The following is a 4,224-nucleotide window of genomic DNA, read 5'->3' as shown; positions in this document are numbered from 1 at the left end:
CAACAGGCCGCCGCAGCAATTGATAGCAACGGCACGCCAGGGATACATCTTATTAAAGGTGCCAATATTATTCGCGGCAAGTTTTTATGGCAGGAGATCCCGCCGGCTATTGCATTGCCAGATGCGATAGGATTAGTAAAAGTATTCAGAAACACAAAAGTACTGCCGACCAGCATTAATAATAACCAGCTTATTTTATCGCTGCAGAAAAAATCTGCGCAGCTTAATGATAAAAATTCACTGAAAATTCAGGTGTACCGTGCAGTTAAAGACGGGGTACCGATCCGTTTAACCAGCGTAATAAAACTGTTTGTCAGCGGTAAATCACGCGAGGTAACAATCGGGCAGGTTGCAATTGCAGACAGCAAGACGGTTTATCTGCAGTCGGCTCTGCCCGCCCGTTTGGAAGAAGACGGTATGCTGCGGGTGCAAGTGAAGCCGGGAATATATCAGATAACAGTAGACAGTCGTTTTACAGACAATCTATCAACAATTTCAACCAACAAGATTTCTCCTGAATGGCCGCAATATGAGTATTTGTCCTTTATTGCAGATCCCCGTATTAGAGAAGTAAAAATAAGCGGTGTGAAAAGCATCGATACCTCACTGGTTGATATTCCTGCACAATGGAAATCATACCCGACTTATCGGCTTGAAAAGTCCGATAAACTTCAGTTAAAGACTACTATTCGCGGTGATAGTGCCGCGCATCAGAACAGTATTAATATTGATCGTGAAATCTGGCTCTCCTTTGACGGAAAAGATGCGATCGCTAAAGATAAAGTCAGTGGTAAAATGCATCAGGGCTGGCGATTAGACGCCGCGAAAACGGTTAAACTCGGGCGGGCGTCGGTTAATCACACACCGGTATTAATCACCAGTTTTGCAGGTAATGAGGGGGTTGAAATTCGTAGCCCGCAAATCAATTTACAAGCAGTCAGTTCTATCCCGTTAGTGGATAATATTAATGCTGTCGGCTGGCAGACAGATGCTGCAAAACTAAGGACAAGAATACATCTGCCACCGGGATGGCGCGCAGTTCATGCCAGCGGTGTCGACGGCATTAGCGGCACATGGATTCAGAAGTGGAATTTATGGGATATATTCTGGTTGATGATTCTGATTGCGGTTGCCAACAAGCTGCTCGGCTTTAAAGGGGCACTGTTAATGGCAGTGACATTAATTTTCACCTTCCATGAAGAGCAGGCACCGAATGCACAGTGGGCTGTTTTACTGGCTTTTATCGCCATTATCGGATTACCAATAGGCAAATACAAAGTAGTGCTGAGCAGGGTCGCCATACTGCCGGCAGCGCTTCTGGTAATTACCTTTATCAGCATAGCTATCAGCTCGCTGCGCTTGGCTATCTATCCGACACTTGAAAAACATAGCGTTAAAACCTATCAGACGGCCGGCAGCATAGAGTATCAGAGAAATGCCATAGCGGAAGCACCGGTGCTGATGCAGGAGATGGATGCAGCTGTTGCTGTTCGAGGTAAAAAAGAGAGTAAAAGTAAGTCATATGGCCTGGTTACAAGAAAAGAACAGCAAAACTTATACCAGGTGGGTGACAATGATCGGGTGCAGACAGGGCCGGGCATCCCGACATGGTCATGGAACACCTTATATATTAATTCATCGGGCACGGTGACAGCAGATCAGCAGATTAGCTTACTATTATCCTCTCCGCTGTTAACGGCTATCTGGCGGATAATCAATGTGCTGCTTATCGGTTTAACGGGGGCAATTGTGCTGCATACGCTGTTTAAGGTTGGAAAACTCAAAAAGGAATGTGAACGCGATGATAATGACAGTAACCCAAGTGATACAGTAACAGAGCCGGATCATAAAAAGGATGCGCATCTCAGTTCGACGACAACCGCAATCGTTGTCGCTATGATAGTGCCGTTATTAAGTGTTGGTATACTGCTCTCACCAACGAGCGCAGATGCGGCGGATCAGCTGCCTGAAGAAGAGGGCTACCCGCCTGAGTATCTGCTTAAAGAATATGAAAACAGACTGTTAAAATCGCCGCATTGCCTGCCGTCCTGTGTGTCATTAAATAATGGTCTGCTGGTGGTTAAAGATAACCAACTAAGCCTGACCTTTGAGCTGTTCGCTGATGCAGACATTGCGATGCCGTTACCTTCGGCAGGAGATGCCTGGCTGGCGGAAAAAATTACTATTGATAATAAGCAGGCGGTGCTCAGAAGCTCTCGGGGGGCTTTAACTGTTTTTCTCGCTAAAGGCGCGCACTCAATCACTATGCAGGGGCGGGTAAAAAATTCCGAAATATCCATTAACCTGCCGCTGAATATACATAACTTCAGGGTTGACGCACCGTCATGGTTAATTGACGGTATACGAAAAGGGGTGGTGGTTAATAATAATATCGGCCTTACCTCAAAAGAGGTTCTTGCCCGCCAGGATACAAATACACTGGCACCGCTGCCGGTGAAATCATACGCAATTGTGCACCGCAGCATCACCCTTGGTAAACAGTGGCGAATGCTGACCCGCGTTGAGAAACTAGCACCGACTGTCGATGCCGGATCATTTAACATTGCCCTGTTAAAAGGTGAGCAGATACTCTCTGCTTATCCGGTTAATGAAAACGGCAGCGTCAATGTACAGATCCCGAAAAATCAGCGCAGCATCAGCTGGCAGTCGGCGCTTGTGCAGACTGAAAGGATCACTCTTACAGCGGATAATAACCCTTCATATTCAGAAACCTGGAGATTGATACCATCCTCCATCTGGAACGTAAAATTTGACGGTATCAAGCCTATCAAATCTAATCTGGCCAGCGGGCAGCTGCAGCCTCTATGGAAACCATGGCCGGGAGAGTCGCTTGCTATCCATATACAACGGCCTGATGGGGTGGCAGGTGAGATATTCACTACGGAAATGGCGACGTTAATTCAACAATCCGGTAAAAATGTGCAAAAGTCCAGGCTGACGCTTACCGTGCGGGCAAGTCAGGGTACTGCTTATGAAATTATCCTGGCTGAAGGGGCAAAAATTAATTCGTTAATACATGATGGCAGCAAGATGAGTATTAACAGCGGCAATCGTGCCGTTGTACAGCTGCATCCCGGTGAGCAGAAGATTGAGCTGCAATTTGAAAAACGCGCTGAATTAACCTGGCGCAACAGCAGCGCAGATATAAAACTACCGGGCAAAACCGTTAATATTAATATCGAGTATCACCTTCTCCAGGATCGCTGGTTAATCTACCTTAATGGACCCTCTCTTGGCGCTGCAATGTTATATTGGGGAGTACTCTTTGTTATTTTAATCGGTGCGATTGTGCTGCCGGTTATCGCCCGCAAATTGCAGCTGAAGATGCCGATTACTACGTTTGGCTGGATCTTATTAGGTCTCGGCTTTTCAACGGTGAACAGTTATGGAATTCTGATAACCGCGCTGTTCTTTTTTGTGATGGCATTTCGTAAGCAGTATGTGGATCCTGTTTCAATGGAACGCTGGAAATTCAATTTTCTGCAGCTGACTCTCCTTGCACTGACGGTTATCTCTGTTATCTCCCTCCTTGTATCGATTCCGGTCGGTTTGTTATCGACACCGGAAATGCAGGTGGTGGGCAACGGCAGTTACGGGCACTACTTTAAGTTTTTCCAGGATAAAGTAACAACTGGGCAACTGCCTATTGTCACTGTGTACAGCCTGCCGATCTGGTTTTATCGAGTGGTGATGCTGGCCTGGTCTTTATGGGTCGCAACCCGGTTAATCGACTGGGGTAAATGGTGGTTTGCGGGTTACTCCCGCCATGGCGCATGGATAGCAAAACCTCAAAAAGCAGATGACAAGCAAAAGCCGCCAGTAGCGGAAGAGAAAAGTAAATAACAGACGCTATTAAGCTGTACTTTAGCTGCAAGCGTAAAACCTAATTCACAGAGAAAATATTATTAAAAATCCTGCTTTTCAGCGGGATTTTTTGTTTTTAATTTGCGTAAATATAGTTTTGATGTCCGGTTATATTTTTAACTTTTATCGACTGGGCTGACAATACCCCGCTCATGCAAACCTACAACATGTAAATAAATCTGTGTAGTACTGATATCACTATGGCCAAGTAACTCCTGAATATTGCGCAAATCGGTACTCGCCTCTAATAAACGCGTTGCAAAACTATTGCGCATACTCTTACTAATCATTGATAACAAAATGTGTTAAAAGACTTATTTATCAATATGTTGCGATTAA

General features: G+C 45.5%; 2 protein-coding genes. One reads left to right on the top strand and one right to left on the bottom strand.

Annotation, left to right across the window (positions count from 1 at the left end):
- The coding region (locus tag AC4GME_RS13980) for a hypothetical protein (RefSeq protein WP_490379610.1) at window positions 1-3,864 on the top strand (3,864 nt) is incomplete at its 5' end.
- Window positions 3,865-4,001: 137 nt separating this feature from the next.
- Here AC4GME_RS13980 and AC4GME_RS13975 read toward each other — a convergent pair.
- Entirely contained in the window at window positions 4,002-4,160 is a 159-nt protein-coding gene (locus tag AC4GME_RS13975; protein ID WP_490379609.1) for a tyrosine-type recombinase/integrase, read from the bottom strand.
- Window positions 4,161-4,224 lie beyond the last annotated feature (64 nt).

This window comes from Psychromonas sp. (genome assembly GCF_983033635.1).
Note: the sequence above shows the minus strand (reverse complement) of the source record. Positions and strands in the feature narration are given on the sequence as shown.